Raw genomic sequence first — 20,389 nt, forward strand, 5'->3', positions numbered from 1 at the left:
CTCAAGCCGAACGTTTGCCGCGGATCCGCTGGAGCAGAACCGCCAACACGATGAAGAGACCGACGAAGGCGCCCTGCCAGTTGGCATCGACGCCCGCCATGAGAAGAGAGTTGCGGATGACCTCTATCAGCGCCGCACCGACCACGGCGCCGTACGCGGTGCCCTGGCCTCCCATGAGATCGGCCCCGCCGATCACGGTCGATGCGATCACGCGCAACTCATAGCCTTGTCCGAGCGCATTGATGGCCGATCCCTGCCAGCCGACGATCAGGACCGAGGCGAGCGCGGCGGTGAGGCCGGACACGATATATGCCTGGAGCTTCATGCGCCGAACGGGAACGCCGGTGAGGCGGGCGGCATTCTCGTTGCTGCCGATGGCGTAGAGATAGTTGCCCCAGGCCGTGAAGTTGAAGATGAAGCCGAAGACCAGGGCTAGGATCATCAGCACCCAGACCGGATTGGCGACGCCTAGAATTGCGCCGCCTCCGATGGCATCGAAGGTGTCGCCCGAGGGGCCGAAATCATAGATCATCCTATTCCCGGACAGGACGATGGCGACTGATCGGGCGAATGAGAGCATGCCGAGAGTGACGACGAACGCCGGGAGGCCCACATACGCGATGAGGAAGCCGTTGACGGCGCCTGCGGCGGCACCTGTAAGAAGACCTGCCACGAGAGCGATCACCCAATGGTAGCCGGCTTGCAGGACAAGGCCGCAGACTACGCCGACGACACCCATCAGCGATCCGACCGACAAGTCGATGCCTCCTGTGAGGATAACGGCGGTCATGCCAACGGCCATGATGCCGATAAAGGCGAAGTTGCGGGTGATGTTGTAGAAATTATCCGCCGAGGCGAAGGCATCCGGCTGATCCCAGGTCATCACCGCGCACATCAGGATCAGGGCGACGGTGATCCAGAAAGGCTGGCTCGACAGCAGCCTCTGGCCAAGACTCTGTCCCTTGAGGCTCGTGATATCCTCGACTGCGACGCTGCCTTGCACGAGACGGGGTGGGACGGTTGCCATGGGCCCTCAGGTGTCTATGCGGTGTGAATGGCTCCTGTGATGAGGCCGGTGACCTCTTCAGGGGAGGTTTGGTGGACAGGCTTGTCGGCGACCTTGGTGCCGCGGCGCATCACAACGACCCGATCGCAGACGGAGAACACATCTGGCATGCGGTGGCTGATCAGGACGACGGCGATGCCCTTGTCCTTCAAGCGGCGGATGAGATCGAGCACTTCCGCGACTTGCCGCACGCTGATCGCGGCGGTCGGCTCATCCATCAGGACGATGCGAGCATCGGAGAGGCGGGTGCGGGCAATCGCAACGGCTTGGCGTTGCCCACCCGACATCTGCTTGACTAAGTCCCGGGGGCGCGTCTCGGACTTGAGTTCCTGAAACAGCGCTGCAACACGGGAGTACATGGCTGGATAGTCGAGAATCCTGAGCGGACCGACCTGACGTTTGAGTTCGCGGCCCAAAAATACGTTGGCGGAAGCCGTGAGATTGTCGCAGAGGGCGAGATCCTGATAGACGACCTCGATGCCTTCGGCGCGCGCGTCCACGGGTTTGTGGAAGTGCTTGATCTGCCCCTGAATTCGGATCTCGCCCTCGGAGGGCCGAAAATTCCCGGCGATTATTCTCACGAGGGTGGACTTACCGGCGCCATTATCGCCCATGAGGCCCACCACCTCGCCAGCCCCGATCGACAGGTCGACGCCTTTCAGCGCCTCGATCGCGCCGAAATGTTTGGCAATGCCCTGGAGTTCCAGCAGCGCCATGCATCCTCCCGGGATCGGTCCTGAAGTCGAACCGAATTGCCCTTCTTAAGGGGCATGTATTCGGAAGAGGTTTACAGTTCCTGCGGCAGCGGTAAAGTACTTTTTCTTCGGCATTCGGGACTACATGCAATGCCTTGGCCAAGTAATCCCTTTGCGCATGGCACCTTGGTCACCGAGCAGGAGTTTGCCGCCATCGTGGTGCGCACGACGACTGACGGTCGTGTGACGCGCCTCGGCGAGATCGCACGCAGCGAGCTCGGCGCGGATGCGTATTCCCTCCGCAGCCTGCTCGATGGCAAGCCTGCGGTCGGGATCCAGATCGTGCAACGGCCTGGCGCCAACGCGCTCGACACGGCAGCCGCCGTGAGAGCCCGGATGGCGGAGCTCGCGGGCACGTTTCCCGCAGGCGTCGAGCACCGGATTGCCTACGATCCCACGATCTTCGTCAGGGCGTCGATCAAGGCCGTGCTGAAGACGCTGGCCGAGGCCGTCCTCCTCGTGGTGCTGGTGGTCGTCGTGTTCCTCCAGAGCTGGCGGGCCGCCATCATCCCGCTGGTGGCGGTGCCGGTCTCCCTGGTCGGCACGTTCGCTGTCATGCACCTGATGGGCTCATCGCTCAACACGCTGTCGCTGTTTGGCCTCGTGCTCTCCATCGGCATCGTGGTGGACGACGCAATCGTCGTCGTGGAGAACGTCGAGCGTCACCTCCGGCTCGGCGCCACGCCCCGCGAGGCGGCTCACAAGGCCATGGCCGAGGTGACCGGACCAATCATCGCGATCACCTTCGTGCTGGTCGCCATCTTCGTCCCGACGGCTTTCCTGTCCGGGCTCACCGGCCAGTTCTACAGCCAGTTCGCCCTCACGATCGCCGTTTCGACAGTGCTGTCCGCAGTCAACTCGCTCACGCTGGGTCCTGCCCCGGCGGCGTTGCTCCTGAGAGATCACCATGCCCGGCCTGATCCCGTGACACGGGTCCTGGACACCATGGCGGGCTGGTTCTTCCGCGGGTTCAACCGGGGATTCGATGCGGCATCCGCCGGGTATGCCGGGCTGACGCGGCGGGCCGTCCGGTTCGGGAGCCTCGTCGTCGTGGTGTACGGAGCCCTGATCGGCGCGACATGGTTGGGCTTCTCCGCCGTGCCGACCGGATTCGTGCCCTCCCAGGACAAGTACTATCTCGTAGGCATCGTCCAGCTCCCGGCTGGAGCCTAGCTCGACCGCACCGACGAGGTCACGCGCAAGGTTTCGGAGCTCGCCCTGGCCGCGCTCGGCGAGCCATTTCTTCATCATGGCGATCTCGCCCTCCTGGGCCCTGATCACCGCTTCCGCGAGTTCCCGGATCTTGGGATCCTTCCCGTACTTCAACTCCACCCGCGCCATGTCGATCACGCCCTGGTGGTGCGGGATCATACCGCGACGGAAATCCACATCGGCATCGTCGGTGAAGTCCATGACCATGTCCTTGTGCGGCGCCGTCACGTTAACTTGAGCCGTGTAGATCGACCGGCATGACCCAACCCGTCAGCTACAAGCCGCATCACTTCCCATCCGAGAACATTGCTCATGCCATTTGGCTGTACTTCCGGTTCCCGCTGAGCCTGCGGCTCGTGGAGGCAATGTTGCTGGAGCGCGGCATTGTCGTTTCTTACGAGACGGTCCGCCGGTGGGCGCTGAAGTTTGAGCCGGCTTACGCTCGCCGCCTCAGGCGCAAGACGCCGAGCCGCCGCGACATCTGGCATCTCGACGAAGTCGTGGTAACAATCCCCGGCCGGAAGCACTGGCTGTGGCGAGCCGTCGACCAGGACGGATACATTCTTGATGAAATCGTCCAGATGCACCGCAACACCAAGGCAGCCATGCGGTTGTTGAAGCGCCTCTTGAAGAAGCAAGGCTGTCCGCCCCGGCGGATGATGACCGACAAGCTGGGCTCTTATGCGGCTGCCCGGCGCCAGATCCTGCAGGCCGTGGAGCACCGCTCGCACAAGGGCCTCATTAATCGGGCAGAGAATTCGCATTTGCCCTTGCGCCGGCGAGAACGGGCGATGCAGGGCTTCAGGTCACCAGGAGATCCGCAGAGGTTCGTCTCTGTCTTCTCAGCAGTCCGAAATCTTTTCGTTCCACCCTGCTCCCACCGCTCCGCCTTTGCCACGCATCTGCACCGTCTCACCGTCATGGCGGAATGGAGAGCCGCGATCGGTGTCACCCGTTGAACCCGCTAACCATTCGACCGGAATTTGGCATGCCATGCGGCGGTTAACGTGACAGCGCCTACTTCACAAATGTGCCACGAGCGGCCATTGGCGGATAGCGGGACGTCTTGTTCAGCTTACGATTGGTCCAGCCAATTTCCAGTCCGATTATGCACGGGAGCTCTTTTGGCCAGTGGCACCCGATCCCAACGGCAGACCGAAGCGAGACGGGTGCCGCACCCGTCTCTCCTATCGCCGCAAGTTGACGACAGCAACGCCGATGAGGGCCATGATGCCGCCGATCGCGCCGAGCACGGTCGGCATCTCCCCAAGCCACAGGAACCCGAGAAGCGTGGCAACCGGCGGCACACAGTACATGAAGTTTGACGCACGGCTGGCAGGCAGGCGCGAGAGTGCTACAGCCCATGTGCCGTAGGCAACGAGGCTGGACACGAGACCAAGATAGATCATGGCCTGGATGCCTGACGCTGGCGCAACCGCGAACTCGGATTCAGCACTGGGCAGCCAGGGCGACAGGAACAGGGCACCCAGCACCATGTTCCAAGCCGAAACTGTCAGCGGCTTGTGCCTGGCGAAGAGCGGCTTCTGTACCACTGTTGTGACCGAGGTACACAGAGCCGCACCGAGGATAAGCAGGGCACCCGCGTCGAGACGCATCCCCTGCCCCTCACCAAGCGCAATTAGGCCGATCCCGGCAAACGACAGCGCCGTTCCGAGCCAGGCGCGGAGACTGAACCGCTCGCCGAGCATGAGCATCGCGAGACCGGCTGTTATGATCGGGTTCGTGTTGATGATGAAGCTTGCAGCACCGGCCGAGACGGTCTTCTCGCCCATGTTGAGAAGGGCCGTATACAGCGCCACGAAGAGAAAGCCGCCGACCATCAGCCGAAGGACATCCGGCAGCGTTGGCCATGCCGGGCGCATGACCGCGAGAAAGACTGCTGCCGGGACAGCCGCGATGGCAAATCGCAAGGCCCCGAGTTCGATCGGGCCGAACGCCTGCAGGCCCGCGCGGATGGCCGGAAAAGCGGAAGCCCAGGCGAGAATTGTGACGATGACAGCAGCAGCGGTCACGCCGTCTAAGGATTGGCTCTTGGAAGGGCAGGCGGCACCGATGCTCATGGCGGCAGCTCACAAGGGGAAGTGATGAGGCTGGACAATCCCGTGAAGTCAGCTGATTGACAATCGAACAATTCGAGGATCAGCTGTGCGCATGGATCACAGCTCACCCCCATTGCCGCCGCTCGACGCCCTGCGCGCATTTGAGGCCGCAGCGCGCCTTGGCAGCTTCTCGGCGGCGGCGCAGGATCTGCGCCTCACGCACGGCGCCATCAGCCGACAGGTAGCCAAGCTCGAGCACTGGCTTGGCGAGAGATTGTTTGACCGGCGGGCGCGTGGGGTTGCTCTCACGCCGCAGGGGCAACGTCTCCATCAACGGACGAGCGAGGCGTTCGCGCTGATTGCCGACAGCTCCGATCGCTGGGTTGAGCACCGGGGCGCCGCGGTCGTCCGCCTGACGACCATTCCGTCCGTCAGCAGCCTATGGCTGATGCCGCGCCTGAAGGACTTTGAGCGCGGGACGCCAGCCTTGCGGATCGAGTTCGTGGTCGAGCATCGCAACACCGATCTCGAAGCTGAGGGAATTGATCTGGCGATCCGCTGCGGTCGTGGGTCCTTACCCGGTCGCGTCTCCGCGCGTCTATTCGAAGAGCAGTGCTTTCCGATCGCCTCACCCGCCGTGGCCGGTTCACTCGGGACTGGAGCGCCAGAGCGGATCCTGGACTATCCGCTCGTGCACGACTCCGACGCCTCCGGCTGGCGCACCTGGTTCGCGGCACAAGGCATGGACTACCGCCCGCGGCCGCAGGACCGCCGGTTCGAGGACTACAACCTTGTGCTCGATGCCGCAGCCTATGGCCTCGGTGTGGCTTTGGCTCGCCCGCCGCTGGCCGGCGAGGCGCTGCGCAGCGGGCGCGTCGTCGCGGTTGATCCGCGAACGGCCCTCAATCCTGTCTCCTACTGGCTTGACCGACCGTCGAGCCGCTTGCGGCCCTCCGCGGCGGAACTCGCCCGGCGGATCATGGCAGAAGCGGGCTTGGCCACTCCTGCGGTCGAGGCATTCGTGAAAACGTAGAACATCCTGTGCTTCTTGGTCAGACCAGATGCTCTCAAGAGGCACCGTCAAGTTGCCAGAAAAGGATACATCGATCTCGGTTCGGGGCAGGAGGCCTCGATGACCCCGAGATCGTAGATGTCATCAGCGGAGCTGTTTCTTTCAATTGGGCCAATCGATTGATACCGTCTCTCGGCGAGCCCACGCCTCCATCGACGATCCAGCCCTAGCGCATCGTGCGGAAAAGTGGACCCGGTTATTCGCAAGAACGATGCGCTGTTCTCTAGTCCTCGACAGCGGGCCAAGTCTGAGATTGCGAGCATCGCCGAGGCTGGCGTGATTCCCATGAAGTCCGCAGCGGCGTACCGAGCACACATCATGAAGCGCACCCAGGCAGCGTGCTCGTCGAGCCGCAGAATAACCTTCTCAATGCCGAGACAGACGCGAGCCGCTTGATCTGTCCCTTCGGCAAGCAGGACGTGGATGATTTGTGACGCAACACAGTGAAGATGCAGCACTGGGCCAGCGAGCATCTCGACCGCTGTGAGAGAGCTCTCAAGACCCTCAAAGGGATCGTGTCCGGTTGATGAAGCCGAGGCAAGCCTGCTAACCACCTTCAGCAGAGCTATGATGCCCGAAACTAACCGTGGCGGTTGGCGTAGCGCCGTTTCTTCGTCAGGTTCTTCTGCCCTTCGAGTGTCTTGGCGGAAGCGATCACCTCCCGGTAGCGACGGGTACGCTTCTTGAACGACGGTCTACTGCGAGCTTTACCAGCCATGAACATTGCCTTTTCAGTCGGTGAGGCATGAGACAATAGGAGCCGAACGAAAGCACCTCGTCCTGAATGGGTATGCGTCAGCTGCGCACCTCTTCGAATGCCCGCACCCACATCTCGCAGATACCGGATCGGACGATATCGTGTAGCGTGAACTCGATGATAGGCACCGGCAACATCTGGGACTTGATCAGGTGAATGACAGTATGCAAACCCGAGGTCTCGCGCAGATCGCACTGGCTGATATCGCCGTTGATTACCACGGTGCAGTCCTCGCCGATCCGGGTCAGGAACGTCTTCATCTCGGCGGGAGTGGCATTCTGGGCCTCATCGAGGAGGATGAAAGCATCTTTCCACGAGCGACCGCGCATGATTTCGAAGGGGACCATCTCAATGTCTCCGTTCTTCACGGCGATCTCATAGGCCGCTGATCCGATCCGGTCCTTGATGGCCTCAATGACAGGAGCCGCCCATGGCCCAAACTTCTCTTCCAGACTACCAGGAAAGAAGCCTAGCGAGCGTCCGCTGGGCACATTTGGCCGGGTTAGAATGATTTTGGTGATCCGGCGCTGGCGAAAGAGGTCTGCGGCAAGGGTTGCCGCGATCCAAGTCTTGCCCGTACCTGCCGGGCCAAGAACGACGACTTGAGGGCCCGTTTTTAGAGCCTCCAGGTAAGCAGCCTGAGTCGCATTGAGCGGCTTGATCGACGGGAGGCTTCGTTCCGCATCGAACTTGGACCCATGAAGTTCGATGATGTCGGCAGTTTCGAAGGAACGACGGGTTCTTCGTCTCTGCTTGTCGTGGCGCTTGCTCAAGGGCTAACTCCAACATTCAGGGCTGCACAAAGCATTCCGCCCGAGGCCGGGTCGGCGGCACTCGGGCGGAATGTGAAGAAGGCATTTCGGGGCGCGTTGCTGCGAGCGGTCGATTTCCGCGATCCAACTGGTGAGATCAGTCCGTCTGGTCGTCAAAGTGCTTGTCTCCACCCGCTGGACGCAAACCATCTTCGATTCTCATGACAGCTATTACTGCCACGCTCTAACGCGAGTCGAATGGTGAGGCAGGCTGCTTAGTTCCAAGGCAGCGTAGGCTACCCCCATTTTCCTGGGGATGACCCAGTCTAAACTGCCGCCTCACGGGGTTTAGGTGAAAGGGACTTTTTCTACAGCAATGCCCCAGCCGAGCTGGCGATAAAATTCTAGAGCATCGGACGTGAACCCGAACCCACATCCGATGCTGTCAATTTCTGTGTTTGAGCATCTTTCCACGCAAAACCGGTTCCCGCTTTTGCGCCCGATGCGCTAACCTATGTTAATCGAGGCTTGGAACGACACTTGCGACCCTGAGTTGATTGGGCAAGCGGAGCCGGATGCAACCCCGCGTCCGGTTTCCTGATGGAGAACACCATGGTCAATGCCTCCTCAGACCCGAACCAGCCCATTCCAGGCGATGCCGCAAGTCAATCCAAGGACTGTCCCCCGGATTGCGACCTGCCTGAGAACTCTCCGGAAAACCTTGATGCTCGGCTCGATCATGCCATTGAGGAGACCTTTCCAACGAGCGATCCCATCTCGGTAACCATCACCAAGAGTGCTGGTGCGAAGGCCCCACGGGAGGGCGATGCCTCCACAAGCGATCAGAGACGTGCAGATCAGGGCCGAGCAGAGCAGGACACCGCCGAGAAGCTACTCGATCAGGTGCAAGAGGTAATCCAAGACGCCGCACATACAGCCTCGGGCACCATTCGTGAGGCTTACCGCGAGGGTCAGCGCTACGCACGGCAAGCCCGCGAACGCTTCCCCCAGGCTGAGCGCTTTTATCGCGACGGGCACGAGACAGTGGGTCGTCACGTGGAGGCGGCCCCGCTGCTGTCGCTCCTCCTGGCGGGAGCGGTCGGTTATGCGCTGGCCTGGATGATCCATGGTGGGCAGCGCGGGCGGGACAGGCGTGTACCAGATTATGCCAAGACCAGACGCAGCTACGCTGTGCATTCAGCTGAGCACCACGAACAGTGATCTGCGCACCGGCGCAGGCGGCGATCGGGGCCTGTCGATAGACCGTGGCAGAGGGATGAACCATGCCCTAGAGCCTTTTCCGCAAAAGTGGATGCCGGTTATGCGAAGAAAAGGCGTCTTTCTCAAACAACAAATGCCTTTTCCGTGAACCGAAGTTCATGGAAAAGGCTCTAGACTGATACGACATCTCGCCCTGATGCTCCTGGCGTGATGACCGGTAAACCCTTGATCGAGAGTGATCGGGTGGAAGGCACTGCCATGGATGATCTGCAGGATAATCATCTTGGCTCGATCAAGCGGCTGATGATCGAAAAGGTCAGCGGCAAGGTTGCCTATGCGATCATGTCGTTTGGCAGCTTCCTCGGCATGGGCGAGGATGAGCAGATCATGCAGTGGAACAAGCTCACCTACGACACCAGCCTGGGTGGATATCGCACCGACATCACGGAAGAGCAGCTGCGCGGAGCTCCAACCTTTACCCGTGATCAGGATCATGACTGGACGGATCGGGAGTGCGAGCGCGAATTGCACGATTATTGGAGAGTGCCTTACTACTGGGCATCTGAGTCTGAGGGGGGAGACCTTCAGAAGGATCGGCTGTAAAAGCCAGAAGGAGCGTTGGTCCGCTCGACCAGCCGACGTAGCGCAGGAGAGTTCGCGAAAAGGGCACCGTTCTCTTATTCCGGGGATTCGGGTCAAGCCCTTTGAGCGGTCGTTTCTGTCCGTTCGGCTGATATCACCTGTCGGGTCATGGTTCTCTCCGCGGTCGGCAGACACCGCCGCATGATGGGGTCGGAGGCCTCAGCCTCGCCATGTGGCGTACGCAGTCGATCTGCTCTCTGAGGTTCAGGTCTCAGGCCGCAACAGTGCTCACGCGATGGCTGCTGCCTCGTCCCGGAAGTGTGTGTCGTCGGCCACATCCGGTGCAGGATCACAGACAGGTTACGGGCGACCGCCACCATGGCCTTCTGGCCGCCCACCTTCTTGGCGAGCCGGGTGCCCCAGGCCTTGAGCGGCGACCGCGCGAGACCCGGTTCAGCAGGATCCCGGCCGCCTTAAACAAATACGTGCCCTCAAACAAATACGTACGTAGCAATGGGTCGCAGCATGTGGAGATCCGCCCGCTTCGGTCGATCTCGCCTGACTGATATCGTCGTGGGGTCAGGCCAAGGTAAGCCCCTACGCTGGAGGAGCTTGAGAACGGGCCCGGTGCGTCGGACTGAAAGGCAGTTTCAAGAGGTTTCGGCCTGGGCTGAAGTGCGACTCTCTTCTGAGAACAGGAGGTGGATCATGACCCAGATGTATGGACCGGCCGTGCGTCGCAAGAGACTTTCGACATAGAGAGGTTGGTCTTGGAGAGGTTGGTCATGCGCTAATGTCTCCCGCCCTTTCCGGAGCCGAGCTCCTGGCCATCATGGGTATCCGCGCGCATCCGGTCTCATAAGCTTCTCGGCCCTGACCAGCCAATTGGGTCACCAGAACCCGGATGCGACGGCGCGACCGTTCTCCATCTCGTCTTTCTCTCGCAGACCTCGGCGAGCTTCGAGCGACTGACGCAGGATGAGGACTGGGGCGACCTTAACCTGCCGCAGCCGCTATTCGTGGTTCATAGGTGCGGTTCTGACTCAACACGCTCCAGGCAATCCGGGGTAGCGTCCCGGAACGTGGCGTAAGAGCAGGTCACCGATGGGGTGGGCATCTTTCCCAATGATCGGACAGTGATCTGGCCGGTGGGAGCCTTGATGCTGGAGCAGAACGACGAATGGGCCGTGAGCCGGCGCCCTATGTCGCTGGAGAGTCTGAGCGCGTTGAGCGATGATCCTATTCGCAGGCTGTCGGCTGTGACCGCCTGAGCAACCCGGCTCAGCCGAAGACTGGCGCTCTTACACCACGCCGCGGGACACGATCGCGGCATCCGATAGCGATGTCCACATAAACGGTCAGACACTCATTACTTCCGTATCGAGCCGAGGACGACCTCGGGCCAGACATTTCGGGATCCGAACGCCCTACCGGAACACGATCGTCTTGTTCCCGTTCAGAAGCACCCGGTGCTCGATGTGGAACTTGACTGCGCGAGAGAGTGCCAGGCACTCGACATCGCGGCCGATGGCGGTCATGTCGTCCGGTGAATGCTCGTGGCTCACGCGCTGTACTTCCTGCTCGATGATCGGCCCTTCGTCGAGCTCCGGCGTCACATAATGAGCGGTCGCGCCAATCAGCTTGACGCCCCGGGTGTAGGCCTGGGTGTAGGGTGCAGCCCCCTTGAAGCTCGGGAGGAACGAGTGATGGATGTTGATAGCCCGGCCCGACAGAAATTGACACATCTCGTCGGACAGCACCTGCATGTAGCGGGCCAGCACGATCAGATCCGCGCCGGTGGTTTCGATGATATCCCGCAGCCGTCGTTCCTGCTGCACCTTGGTCTCTTTCGTTACAGGCAGATGGTGAAACGGGATCTTGCGATTTGTTCCGAGATCCTCGAAGTCGCGGTGATTGGAGACGATCCCGACTACGTCCATGTTCAGGGCGCCGATCCGCTGGCGGTACAGAAGGTCGTTCAGGCAATGCCCGAAGCGCGAGACCATGAGCAGCACTCTAGCGGGAGTGCTGGTTTCATGGAGGCTCCAGTCCATGCCGTAACGCTCGGCGATCGGCTTGAAGAGTCCTTCGAGCGCCGGCCGTTCGGTCCGCGGATCGATGGGCGTGAAGGTGACGCGCATGAAGAAGCGCTCGGTCTCACGATCGCCGAACTGCGAGTTGGTGATGATGTTGCATCCATTTTGAACCAGGAAACCCGAAACGGCCTGGATGATGCCGATCGTGTCGTAGCAGGAGAGTTTCAGAACGTAACGTGGATCTTCGAGCTTCATCGTTGTGCGCCTCGGTCACATATTGAGCTTTCGATGTGGAATTGACCTCAAGGGCGGCGGGAGGCTCGCGTCCGCCGTCCGGGCCCGCCCTTCATGACCGGCAGCGGTCCTTATCGGTAGATCGGGAACTGGCTGCAGAGTGCCTTGAACTCCTGCAGGACCTGCTTTTCCGTTGCCGCGTTTCCTGTCTCCCATTCCGAGCGAACCCGATCAGCACATGCGCGATCCTGTTGCCGACCCGCTCGAGAGCTGCTTCGACGGCTTGTCCGTCACACCGATAGGACACAAACCGAGCAGGACGACATGGCTGTCCGTGCCGGCGGATGCTGGTCGGGAGCCTCGCTTGCCGATCAGACAATGGGCGGTTCGAACTCACGGGCTGCTTCGATCAGGTAGTCGCGCACGTAGGTCGAGAACGATCTCCAGCACTCCACCTGATAGGTCGGCCTGTCATCGAGCCTCATGAGCACGATCTCGGCCTTGCCCATCAACGTCCGGGTCGCCATTCCGGTCGGAAAGGCAGCCTCGGCAAGATCCAATGGGCAGCCGCTGTTAAGCACCTCGGCTGCGCGGCTGCCGGAGACAGTGAAACCGACGTTGCGGTGACTGACGTCCACGAGGGTGTAGAAGCGGCCGCTGAGCGCCTTGTCGACCTCTTCTGCAATCATCGCCGCGTCAGCGTAGGGCCCTGTCAGAAGCCACTCGTTCGGGCCAAGGCGGATCGATGACCGCCCGGCCGATCCCGAACGGGTGTTGATCGGAATGTCGAGGCTGAACTCCGCGGCTGTCCCGGCGCTCGCCGCATCGGACTCGTTCAGTCGAAGCGAGTAGCGAGCCTGGGCTGGGAGAGGTCGGATGACGACCTGTTCCGCATCCTTAGGCCCCACGACGGTTTTCTCGACCGGCAGCGACATGTCACGGCGAACGGCATGGCTTGTCTTAAGCATTGACGCGCTCCCCCGCAGGATCGAAGAACACGGGCTCACAGACTTTCGCGCTCGTAAAGCCCGCCGGTGTCGTTACATAGATGCGGCTGCCAACGCGCGTTCGTCCGCCGGACAGCAGCGCGAGCGCGATCGAGCGACCACAATTCGAACTCCAGTAGCTGGAGGTCACGTGTCCCATCATGCGCATGGGGATCGCCTGGTGAGGATCCGTCACGATCTGAGCTCCCTCGTCGAGCACCTCGCCGGGATCGTCGGTCATGAGCCCCACGAGCTGCTTGCGCCCGGCGCCGATGATGTCAGGCCGCGAAAGAGAGCGCTTGCCGACGAAATCGGGTTTGGTTTTCGCGATCAGTCCCGACAATCCGAGATCGTCCGGCGTCACGGTGCCGTCCGTTTCCTGACCGACGATGATGAAGCCCTTCTCGGCGCGCAGCACGTGCATGGTCTCGGTGCCGTAGGGTGTGATGCCATAGGCCTGCCCGCGCTCGAAGAGAGCCTCCCAGACCGATTGCCCATAATCGGACGGCACGTTGATCTCGAAGCCGAGCTCACCCGTAAACGACACCCGGAACAGGCGGCAGGGAACACCGCAGATGGAACCGGTGCGCACCGACATGTGAGGAAATGCCTCTGGCGACAGGTCGATATCGGACACCAGCGGCTCGAGCACCTCGCGCGCCTTCGGCCCCTGCAGGGCGATGACCGCGTACTGCTCCGTGATCGAGGTCAGAAAGACCTTGAGGTCCGGCCATTCGGTCTGGAGATAATCCTCCATGTGAGCCAGCACTCTCGGCGCCCCGCCCGTGGTCGTGGTCACGTGGAAGCGGTCGGGGGCAAGGCGCGCAACGACGCCGTCATCCATGATGTAGCCGTCTTCCTTCAGCATGAGGCCGTAGCGGCACTTGCCGGGTTCGAGCTTCAGCCATGCATTGGTGTAGATGCGGTTCATGAACTCGGCGGCATCCGGGCCCACGACCTCGATCTTGCCGAGCGTCGAGGCATCGAAGATGCCGACGCCCGTCCGCGCGGCCTTGCACTCGCGCGCCACCGCGGCATGCATATCCTCGCCCGGTTTCGGGAAATACCAGGCCCGCTTCCAGAGCCCGACATTCTCGAACTCCGCCCCCTGGGCAACGGCCCATTCGTGGATCGGCGTCGTACGGACCGGATCGAACAGGTGATGACGGCTCGGGCCGACGAATGCGCCGAAGGTGGTCGGCGTATAGGGAAGCCGGAACGTGGTGGTCCCGACGGCCGGAACGGGCCGGTCGAGGATATCGGCCACCAGACCGAGCGCGTTCATGTTCGACGTCTTGCCCTGGTCCGTCGCCATGCCGGTCGTGGTGTAGCGTTTGACGTGCTCGATGGACTCGAAGCCCTCGCGCACCGCAAGCTTGATGTCCTTCGCCGTGACGTCGTTCTGGAAGTCGACGAAGGCGCGCGCACGCTTTGGATCGGTGCTCGTCGGCAGCACCCGCACCGGTTTGAAGCCGACAAGACTGTTCGTGGCCCCGAAGGTCCGCTCGGATGCGTGCTCCGCCGCCTCGGCACCGGCCGCCCAGCCCTGGGACAGGCATTCCCAAAGCTGGTACGTTCCTTTGGCCGCGCCGGCCGAGCGCTCGGCCTGCACCGACGTGCCTGGCACGAAGGCATCGAGCGAAGGTTCGTAGCGAGCCTTGCCGCGTGATTGGGAGAACAGGTGAATGGCGGGTGTCCAACCGCCGGACATGCCCACGCAGTCGCAGGGCAGCGTGCGAAGCGAACCGACGCGTCCGTCGACACCGACCGGAGCCACGACGAGGCCGTTGACGCGCTTGCGCCCACGGGAACCGACCAGCGTGTGTCCGGTCAGCACCTCGCAGCCCATGGACCGCAGATGTGCGGCCTCCGGTCCGCACTCGTCCTCGCTCCGGACATCGACCATGGTGACCGCCAGTCCTGCCGCTCTGGCATCGGCGGCAGCCGTATAAGCGGAGGCACCGTTGGTGGCGAACACGATCTGCCGTCCGGGCGCGACACCATAGCGGTTGATGTAGGCTCGGACGCTTTCCGCCATCATGATGCCCGGCCTGTCGTTGTCGGCGAATACAAGCGGGCGTTCATGGGAGCCGGTGGCGAGCACGACCTGTCTGGCGCGCACCTGCCAGAGCCGCTCGCGCGGCAGATTGGATGACGGGTCGGTGAGATGATCGGTCACGCGCTCCGCAAGGGCTATGTGGTTATGGTTGTAATACCCGACGGCCGTCGTGCGCGGCAGGATCACCACATTGGTGCGAGCATCCAGGGTGTCGAGCGCCGTCCGCACCCAGTCCTGGGCCGTGACGCCATCGATCAGCGAGGTCACGTCGTGCAGGAGCGAACCGCCGAGCTCCGGTTGCTCGTCAACGAGGATGACGCGCTTGCCGCTTTCGGAGGCCGCCAGCGCCGCGGCAAGGCCCGTCGGACCGGAACCGACGACGAGCACATCGCAATGGGCATGGCGATATTGGTAGCGATCCGGGTCAGGAATTTCAGGTGCACGGCCGAGACCGGCAGCGGCGCGGATGCGCGGCTCGTAGACTTTGGTCCAAAACGATCGCGGCCACATGAAGGTTTTGTAATAGAAACCGGAAACGATCACCGGCGAGAGGAGATCATTGACCTCGCCCACATCGAAATCGAGCGACGGCCAGTGATTCTGCGACCCGACGGTCAGGCCGTCGAAGATCTCTGCCACCGTGGCGCGATTGTTCGGATCGGCACGTCCTCTCCCCCTATCGACGTCGAGGAGTGCATTCGGCTCGTCCGATCCGTGGCTGACGATACCCCGCGGACGGTGATATTTGAAGGAACGGGCGACGAGATGAATACCGCTGGCGAGCAGAGCGGAAGCGACGGTGTCGCCCGCATATCCCTGAACGGGCTTTCCATTGAAGCTGAACGAGACAGGCTTCGTGCGGTCGATGCGGCCGCCCTTGGGGAGTCGGTAAGCCTGGGCCATCAGAGCCTCTCCTGCCGGGGCGCGCGGTCGGGCCGCTTTTCACCCGCCTTGTACGTTTGAATGAACCGGTCGCTCGCCGTGTCACGCAGCGCATTGAACCAGCGCTGGCAGCCATGGGCATGGTTCCAACGCTCGGCGAAGATGCCCTTCGGGTTGGTGCGAATGAACAAATACTCCGCCCATTCCTGGTCGCTGAGTTTCGACGGCTCGGCAGGACGCGCAATATGGGCCTCGCCTCCACACCGGAACTCGATCTCCGGGCGGGGTCCGCAATAGGGACAGGTCACAAGCAGCATGGTGTGCCTCAATGTGCAACGGCTGCAGCCGCAGCCTCGTCGATAAGCCGGCCCGTGCGGAAGCGGTCCAGGGTGAAGGGCGCGGCGATCGGATGCGGCTCGCCTTTCGCGATCGTGTGTGCGAAGACGTGGCCGGAGCCGGGCGTTGCCTTGAAGCCGCCCGTTCCCCACCCGCAATTGACGAACAGGCCGGGCACCGGCGTCTTGCCGATGATGGGTGATCGGTCCGGCGTTACGTCGACGATGCCGCCCCAGTTGCGCAGCATGCGCATCCGGGTGAATTGCGGGAACAGCTCGCAGATCGCGTCGAGCGTATGTGCCGCGATGTGGATGCCGCCCTGCTGGCTGTAGGATACGTACTGGTCCGTGCCTGCCCCGATGACGAGTTCACCTTTGTCCGACTGCGAGATGTATGCATGCACCGCGTTGGACATGACGACGCAGGGGAAGACCGGCTTGACCGGCTCGGAGACCAGCGCCTGGAGCGGAAAGCTCTCCAGCGGCATACGGACGCCGGCCTTTTCCATGATCACGCTGGTATGCCCTGCCGCGACGACGCCGATGCGTGGCGTGCGGATGAAGCCTTTCGTCGTCTCCACGCCTTCGACCGCGCCGCTGAGGCCACGGCGGATGCCTGTCACCTCGCAGTTCTGGATGATGTCGACGCCAAGCGCGTCGGCCCCGCGGGCGTAGCCCCAGGCGACCGCATCATGGCGGGCGGTGCCGCCGCGGCGCTGCAGGGCTGCGCCCATGACCGGGTAGCGCAAGCTCTTCGAGATATTCAGAGGCGGGCAGAATTCCCGGGCTTCTTCCGGCGTCAACCACTCGTTGTCGATGCCGTTGAGGCGGTTCGCGTAGACGTGGCGCTTGAAGCTCTGCACATCATGCACGTTATGGGCCAGCATCATGACGCCGCGGGCCGAATACATGACGTTATAGTTCAGTTCCTGGGACAGGCCCTCCCAGAGCTTGAGCGCATGCTCGTAAATTGCCGCACTCTCGTCGTAGAGGTAGTTGGAGCGGATAATGGTGGTATTGCGCCCGGTATTGCCGCCACCGATCCACCCCTTCTCGAGCACGGCGATGTTTCGCATGCCGTGCTCCTTCGCCAGATAATAGGCCGTCGCGAGACCATGCCCGCCTCCGCCTACGATGACGGCGTCGTAGCCGACCTTGGGCTCCGGAGCGCGCCACTGACGCTCCCATCCCAGGTGAGCATTCGCCGCCTCCTTCAGAAGCGTGAAAAGCGAAAATCGGCGCATCGGTACACCCTCGTGCTGTCCGACTGTTATGCCGTACATTGGCCGCCGGGCTTCGCATTGGCGCGACACTGGGATAGAATGGATGCGACAGGGGATCAAAGAAAATGGCCCAACCCGGCCCCAAGCTGAAAGTGGGCTTCGTGCTCATGCCGAAGTTCACCCTGACGGCCTTCTCGACCTTCCTGGACGTGCTGCGCCTGGCGGCCGACCAGGGGGACCTCAGCCGACCGATCGCCTGTGCCTGGGAGGTCATGAATCCGCAGCGCCGGCCGGTCCGGTCCAGCTGCGGGATCGACATTCAGCCGTCCTCGGACTTCATCGACCCCAAGGCTTTCGATTACCTCGTGATCGTCGGAGGGCTTTTACATGGCGCACACGGGATCTCTCCCGAGATTGCTCATTACATAGGATCCGCAGCCCGGGCCGGCGTGAAGCTCATCGGAGTCTGCACGGGTAGCTTCGTCCTATGCCGCCTGGGCTTGATGAACGATCGCAAATGCTGCGTCAGCTGGTATCATTACCGGGACTTTCTTGAGGAGTTTCCGGATCTCGTCCCGATCGCCGACCGCCTCTACGTGATCGATCGTGATCGTATCACATGCTCCGGCGGGGCCGGGGTGGCCGATCTCGCGGCTCGTCTGGTCAGCGACCATCTGGGGGCGGCTCAAGCATACAAGGCTCTGCACATCCTTCTCGTCGAACGGCCCCGCTCAGGAGACGCAGCGCAGCCCGCCCCGTTCCTGGCCGCCACGAGCGACGGTCACCTGGTCTCGCGGGCCCTGCTCCTCATGGAGCAGAACCTCATGGAACCGCTCTCTATTCAGGATCTTGCCGGGGCGCTCGCCTTGAGCGTGCGGCAGCTCGAGCGTCATTTCCGCAATCACTTGGGTGAGAGCCCTCAGGAAAGCTACATGGCCCTGCGCCTCAAGCATGCGCGGTGGATGCTCGAGCACAGCGCCCTTCCGGCCGTGCTGATCGCTGCCGAGCTGGGATTTTCCGACAGCTCGCATTTCGGCCGGAGCTTCAAGGCACGCTATGGCATGACCCCGGCCCATTTCCGCCAGATCAGCCGTCATGGGGCCGGTCCCTCGGCTACCCGGGCGAGGGCGGGGGAGCATGACGGCACGAATGCTGATCGCCGGGTCTTCGACCAGGATCGTGCGCCGGAATCATGAGCGAAGAGACGAGCTCGTGCCGCGTTTTCGCCGGGGACACAGCCGTTCAGGCGGCTTTCCGTCGCTGGAAGGGCCCATGCGGAATTTCCGGCGGAGCGAAGCTCTCGGCCTTCGCCCGATCCCACCGTCCATACCAGTCGGCCAGTTCGGGGATTTCCTGGCCTGAAACAAGGAATCCTTCCGGCAGGTAGGGATAGGCTTCGTTACCGTCGAGAAACTCGTTTTCCTTTTGCCGGAACATGAAGTGATACGGCATGAAGTCGCTGGGATTGCTCAAGCCGGCAGCCCCCGCGATCTCGCCCAATGCATGCATCGTATTGCGGTGAAAGCGAGCCACCCGGTCGCTCTTGTCGCCGACATCGATCGCGCGCTGGCGGATGGGATCCTGCGTCGCGATGCCGACAGGGCATTTGTTGGTATGGCAGGACTGCGCCTGGATGCAGCCTATGGCGAACATGAAGCCGCGCGCGGCATTGCACCAGTCGGCGCCAAGCGCCAGGGTCCGGGCAATATCGAAGGCCGAGACGATCTTGCCGGCGGCGCCGATCTTGACTTCGTGCCGTATCCCGGCGCCGCGCAGCGTATTGTGCACGAAAGTCAGCCCCTCGAGCATCGGCATGCCGACGCGATTGGCGAATTCGACCGGAGCGGCGCCCGTTCCGCCCTCGGCCCCGTCTACGACGATGAAATCGGGAATGATGCCGGTTTTGAGCATGGCCTTGACCATACTCATGAATTCGCGGCGATGCCCGATACACAGCTTGAAACCGACCGGTTTGCCGCCGGAAAGCTCCCGCAATTGGCCGATAAACCTCATGAGGCCGATCGGTGTCGAGAAGGTGCTATGAGCAGCCGGCGAGACGCAGTCCACGCCCATCGGGATCCCACGCGCTTCGGCGATCTCCTGGGAGATTTTCGAAGCGGGGAGCATGCCGCCATGGCCGGGCTTCGCCCCTTGGCTCAGCTTCAGCTCGATCATCTTGATCTGAGGATCGGCGGCAAGCTCGGCGAACTTCTCGGGCGAGAAGCTGCCATCGTCGTTGCGGCAGCCGAAATAGCCGGAGGCCACCTGGTAGATCAGGTCGCCGCCGCCCTGCCGGTGATAGCGGCTGATCCCGCCCTCACCCGTATCATGGGCAAAACCGCCCTTTCTCGCACCGGTGTTGAGCGCGAGAATGGCGCTCGCCGACAGCGACCCGAAGCTCATCGCCGAAATATTGTATAAACTGCCATTGTACGGCCGTTTACAGGCAGAACCGCCGATGCGCACCCGAAAATCCGTGTCGGCAATCGTAACAGGCGTGGCCGAGTGGGTGAGCCACGCATAGCCGGAGCTATAGACATTCTCGATCGTCCCGAAGGGGCGCTTGTCTTCAACGCCCTTCGCCCGCTGATAGACGAGGCCGCGATCCTGACGGCTGAACGGCACCTCGTCACGATCGCTCTCGATAATGTATTGCCTGATCTCCGGCCGGAAGCTCTCGAGCAGGAAGCGCAGGTGCCCGACCGTCGGATAGTTTCGCAAGATCGAATGGCGGCGCTGACGCAGATCGTGAATGCCTAAAGCGAACAACGCCCCAGAAACCGCTGCGACGATGAACAGCCATGGGCTGTAGACCGTTGCTCCGACGAGCGAGGCGAGCGTCACGAGGCCGGCAGCCGCAAACACGGCATAGCGCTGGTATGAGAGGATAGTCTTCACCATTTTGGGATTGTTTCGAAGCGTCCACAGGCGGCAGATAGGGAAGCGCCTATTTTGGCCGGTCCGGAACGGATAAGCAATGGTGGGCGAACCGTTCCGGTGATGGATCTCCTGGTTGCCGCCTTGGCACGGTATGGAATGTCGCAGCGCCAGTTGAGAAGGTTGCGCGAAACGCCGAGGCGAGGCCCAGGCATGTGCGGGATGTCCCATTCAGCCCTGCCTTGCGCGAAACGAAGCCGATCCTGGTGGCTCCGCACGT

Annotated in this window: 17 protein-coding genes and 3 pseudogenes; 7 read left to right on the top strand and 13 right to left on the bottom strand. The window is 62.1% G+C overall.

Annotated elements, in window-relative coordinates; all coding sequences use genetic code 11:
- Position 1 precedes the first annotated feature (1 nt).
- Positions 2-1,027: an ABC transporter permease gene (locus AB8841_RS09090; RefSeq protein ID WP_370435443.1), complete on the bottom strand. Its 1,026-nt coding sequence runs from the start codon at positions 1,025-1,027 to the stop codon at positions 2-4.
- Between the two features lie 14 nt (positions 1,028-1,041).
- The gene (locus AB8841_RS09095; RefSeq protein ID WP_370435444.1) at positions 1,042-1,782 is read right to left on the bottom strand and encodes an ATP-binding cassette domain-containing protein; all 741 of its coding nucleotides are present in this window, start codon (positions 1,780-1,782) and stop codon (positions 1,042-1,044) included.
- Between the two features lie 159 nt (positions 1,783-1,941).
- On the opposite strand from AB8841_RS09095, the pseudogene AB8841_RS09100 reads away from it, so the two are divergent.
- Positions 1,942-3,054 (top strand): annotated as a pseudogene (locus tag AB8841_RS09100) (efflux RND transporter permease subunit); the annotation flags it as partial.
- Here the strand turns inward: AB8841_RS09100 and AB8841_RS09105 are convergent.
- Positions 3,040-3,249: pseudogene (locus tag AB8841_RS09105) on the bottom strand (DUF305 domain-containing protein); the annotation flags it as partial. The pseudogenes AB8841_RS09100 and AB8841_RS09105 sit on opposite strands and share 15 nt — an antisense overlap.
- 41 nt (positions 3,250-3,290) lie before the next feature.
- Between AB8841_RS09105 and AB8841_RS09110 the strand changes: the two are divergent.
- Entirely contained in the window at positions 3,291-3,992 is a 702-nt protein-coding gene (locus tag AB8841_RS09110) for an IS6 family transposase (protein WP_370435445.1), read from the top strand.
- A gap of 228 nt (positions 3,993-4,220) precedes the next feature.
- On the opposite strand, the gene AB8841_RS09115 is transcribed toward AB8841_RS09110, so the two are convergent.
- Entirely contained in the window at positions 4,221-5,114 is an 894-nt protein-coding gene (locus tag AB8841_RS09115; RefSeq protein ID WP_370435446.1) for a DMT family transporter, read from the bottom strand.
- Positions 5,115-5,205: 91 nt separating this feature from the next.
- On the opposite strand from AB8841_RS09115, the gene AB8841_RS09120 reads away from it, so the two are divergent.
- A complete protein-coding gene (locus AB8841_RS09120) occupies positions 5,206-6,126 on the top strand; it encodes a LysR substrate-binding domain-containing protein (protein ID WP_370435447.1) in 921 nt (306 codons plus the stop codon).
- A 619-nt stretch (positions 6,127-6,745) separates the two neighbouring features.
- On the opposite strand, the gene AB8841_RS09125 is transcribed toward AB8841_RS09120, so the two are convergent.
- Both AB8841_RS09125 and AB8841_RS09130 read right to left on the bottom strand, forming a co-directional pair.
- The gene (locus tag AB8841_RS09125) at positions 6,746-6,883 is read right to left on the bottom strand and encodes a hypothetical protein (RefSeq protein ID WP_370435448.1); all 138 of its coding nucleotides are present in this window, start codon (positions 6,881-6,883) and stop codon (positions 6,746-6,748) included.
- Positions 6,884-6,960: 77 nt separating this feature from the next.
- Positions 6,961-7,632 carry a PhoH family protein gene (locus AB8841_RS09130; RefSeq protein WP_370435586.1) on the bottom strand — a complete coding sequence of 224 codons (672 nt, stop codon included), beginning with the start codon at positions 7,630-7,632 and terminating at the stop codon, positions 6,961-6,963.
- A 654-nt stretch (positions 7,633-8,286) separates the two neighbouring features.
- Between AB8841_RS09130 and AB8841_RS09135 the strand changes: the two genes are divergently transcribed.
- Complete coding sequence (locus AB8841_RS09135; protein ID WP_370435449.1) at positions 8,287-8,895, top strand: hypothetical protein; 609 nt, start codon at positions 8,287-8,289, stop codon at positions 8,893-8,895.
- Between the two features lie 258 nt (positions 8,896-9,153).
- Positions 9,154-9,498, top strand: coding sequence for a PRC-barrel domain-containing protein (locus tag AB8841_RS09140; RefSeq protein WP_370435450.1), 345 nt, complete (start codon positions 9,154-9,156; stop codon positions 9,496-9,498).
- Positions 9,499-9,826: 328 nt separating this feature from the next.
- Here AB8841_RS09140 and AB8841_RS09145 read toward each other — a convergent pair whose 3' ends face one another.
- Positions 9,827-10,060 (bottom strand): hypothetical protein, encoded by a 234-nt coding sequence (locus AB8841_RS09145; RefSeq protein WP_370435587.1) that lies wholly within the window; start codon positions 10,058-10,060, stop codon positions 9,827-9,829.
- A gap of 520 nt (positions 10,061-10,580) precedes the next feature.
- Between AB8841_RS09145 and AB8841_RS09150 the strand changes: the two are divergent.
- Positions 10,581-10,748: pseudogene (locus tag AB8841_RS09150) on the top strand (IS256 family transposase); the annotation flags it as partial.
- A gap of 156 nt (positions 10,749-10,904) precedes the next feature.
- On the opposite strand, the gene purU reads toward AB8841_RS09150, so the two are convergent.
- The 5 genes from purU to AB8841_RS09175 all read right to left on the bottom strand — a co-directional run bounded on the left by purU (position 10,905) and on the right by AB8841_RS09175 (position 17,253).
- Positions 10,905-11,768: a formyltetrahydrofolate deformylase gene (gene purU, locus AB8841_RS09155; RefSeq protein ID WP_370435451.1), complete on the bottom strand. Its 864-nt coding sequence runs from the start codon at positions 11,766-11,768 to the stop codon at positions 10,905-10,907.
- Between the two features lie 350 nt (positions 11,769-12,118).
- Positions 12,119-12,715, bottom strand: coding sequence for a sarcosine oxidase subunit gamma (locus AB8841_RS09160; RefSeq protein ID WP_370435452.1), 597 nt, complete (start codon positions 12,713-12,715; stop codon positions 12,119-12,121).
- On the bottom strand, positions 12,708-15,695 hold the full coding sequence (locus AB8841_RS09165; protein ID WP_370435453.1) for a sarcosine oxidase subunit alpha family protein: 2,988 nt from the start codon (positions 15,693-15,695) through the stop codon (positions 12,708-12,710). Before AB8841_RS09165 ends, AB8841_RS09160 begins: the two co-directional genes overlap by 8 nt.
- Positions 15,695-15,991 carry a sarcosine oxidase subunit delta gene (locus tag AB8841_RS09170; protein WP_370435454.1) on the bottom strand — a complete coding sequence of 99 codons (297 nt, stop codon included), beginning with the start codon at positions 15,989-15,991 and terminating at the stop codon, positions 15,695-15,697. The genes AB8841_RS09165 and AB8841_RS09170 overlap by 1 nt, the downstream gene beginning before the upstream one ends.
- Positions 15,992-15,999: 8 nt before the next feature.
- A complete protein-coding gene (locus AB8841_RS09175) occupies positions 16,000-17,253 on the bottom strand; it encodes a sarcosine oxidase subunit beta family protein (RefSeq protein ID WP_370435455.1) in 1,254 nt (417 codons plus the stop codon).
- 104 nt (positions 17,254-17,357) lie between these two features.
- Here AB8841_RS09175 and AB8841_RS09180 point away from each other — a divergent pair, with 104 nt between their 5' ends.
- A complete protein-coding gene (locus AB8841_RS09180; protein WP_370435456.1) occupies positions 17,358-18,428 on the top strand; it encodes a GlxA family transcriptional regulator in 1,071 nt (356 codons plus the stop codon).
- Positions 18,429-18,474: 46 nt separating this feature from the next.
- Here the strand turns inward: AB8841_RS09180 and AB8841_RS09185 are convergent, their stop codons facing one another.
- Positions 18,475-20,133, bottom strand: a complete 1,659-nt coding sequence (locus tag AB8841_RS09185; protein ID WP_370435457.1) for an FMN-binding glutamate synthase family protein — start codon at positions 20,131-20,133, stop codon at positions 18,475-18,477.
- Between the last annotated feature and the right edge of the window lie 256 nt (positions 20,134-20,389).

Source organism: Microvirga sp. TS319 (assembly GCF_041276405.1).
In the GTDB taxonomy this organism is placed as follows: Bacteria; Pseudomonadota; Alphaproteobacteria; order Rhizobiales; family Beijerinckiaceae; genus Microvirga.